Annotated in this window: 1 protein-coding gene; it reads left to right on the top strand. The window is 71.7% G+C overall.

What is annotated here, in order from left to right; all coding sequences use genetic code 11:
* Window positions 1-1,710, top strand: a 1,710-nt coding sequence (locus AC27KI_RS23755; protein WP_487116185.1) for a TonB-dependent receptor, incomplete at its 5' end; no start/stop codon positions are given.
* Window positions 1,711-1,927: the final 217 nt, after the last annotated feature.

Here is a 1,927-nt window from a genome sequence, read left to right on the forward strand (position 1 = left end):
AACGCCGTCAAGCTGCTGATCGACGGCATTCCTTCCAACGACAACGCGGGCGGCATGCCCTACCTCGATGCGGTCTTCCCCATCGACATCGAGGCCATCGAGGTGGTGCGCGGCACCAACGACCCGCGCTACGGGCTGAACAACATCGCGGGCAATGCCAACGTGGTCACGCGCACGGGCGGCAACGAGGGCCGCGCCATCGCCACGGTCGGCAGCTTCGGCACGCGCGAGGTGCAGGTGGCCAAGGGCATCGAGAGCGGCAACTGGAGCCAGAACTACACGCTGGCCTGGCGCGAGTCGGATGGCTACCGGGCGCACGCCGACGGCACGCAGCGCGCGCTGTCGGGCAAGTGGTTCTACACCAGCGACGACGGGCGCTGGCGCACGGGCCTGACCGCCCGCTACTACCGCAACCGCGCGCTCGAATCGGGCTATCTCACGCGCGAGCAGGCCGAGGCCGCGCCGCGCTCGTCCCCCGCCTATGCCAGCGCCGACCGCAGCGAGCGCGAGACCGGCCAGCTCGCCCTGCACATCGACGGCGAGCTGGCCGACCGCCTCTCCTGGTCCGCCAAGGCCCATGGCACTCATTACGAGAACCAGCGCTGGGTGCGCTTTTCACAGGCCGCCGTGCAGCAGGAGCGCGACAACGACGAGACGCACCGGGGCGCCCTGACGTCGCTCACCTGGCGCCCGCGGGTGGACTGGGCGCACGAGTTCACGCTCGAAGGCGGTGTCGATGCCCAGTGGCAGAGCAACGCCGCGCAGCGCTACCGCACCATCGAGCGCGTGCGGACCTCGACGTTTCGCGACTGGAACTTCGACCTGGACACGCGCGGCGCGTACCTGCAGGCGGTGGTGCGGCCTGTGGCGGCGCTGAAGATCGTGCCCGCGCTGCGGGTCGACCGCATCGGCGGGCATTTTTCCGACGGGCTTGCGCGCACCAGCGCGCCCGTGCACGACTACGGCACCATTCGCCAGCCCAAGCTCAGCGTGGCCTACGCGCTCTCGCCCGACACCAGCCTGTACGGCAACTGGGGTCGCACCTTCCAGATCGGCACGGGCATCGATGCCTACCGCACGCAGTCGCGCAACCTCGATCCCTCGATCAACGACGGCTGGGAGGTGGGTGCCAGGTTCCGCCCGCTGCCCTGGCTGGAGGCGCGCGCGGCACTGTGGCGCCAGCGCGCCTCGGGCGAGGTGGCGCGCGTGCTGGGGGTGGATGGCGTTCCCGATCCCGGGGGCCTCGGCAACGTGGGCCGCACGCTGCGCAAGGGCTACGACCTGCAGCTCAACGCGCAACTGCACGCCCGCTGGACCGGCTGGCTGGCCTATTCGCGCCAGGTGGCGCGCATCACCACGCCCGACCCGAGCGCGCCCGCCACGGCGGGCCGCGAGGTCGAGAACGTGCCGCACCACCTGGCGACCGCCGGCATCACCTACCGCGCCAGCGAGCAATGGGAGCTGAGCGCCTCGGCCAGCGCGCAGGGCGACTACTTTCTGGACCGCACCAACACGCAGGGCCGCGCTGGCCGCTACGCGCTGCTGAACCTCGGCGCCACCTGGCGCCTCACGCCCGAAATGGACGTGTCGGTGCAGGTGAAGAACGCCACCCACCGCCGCTACGTCTATGCGTGGTACGACAGCGGCTCGTCGGGCTATTCGCCGGGGGATGGCCGCAGCGTGTCGGCCTCGCTCGGCTGGCGGTTCTAGGCGCCGCGCGGGCCGCCCCAGAAAAACGCCCCACGGCCAGGTGGGGCATGGGGCGGCGTCCGGTGGCGCAGGGGGCGGTGGCGTCAGAAGGTTTCCCAGTCGTCCGCGCCCGTGCCCGCCATCGCTGGCTGCTTGGCGGCTTTGGCGGGCGCGCCGCCAACGGGGCCTTGGCGGGCGATGCCTGCAGTTTCCGCGCAGGGGCGGGCATGGCGCGCGG

It is taken from the genome of Acidovorax sp. KPB24-03 (assembly GCF_057546605.1).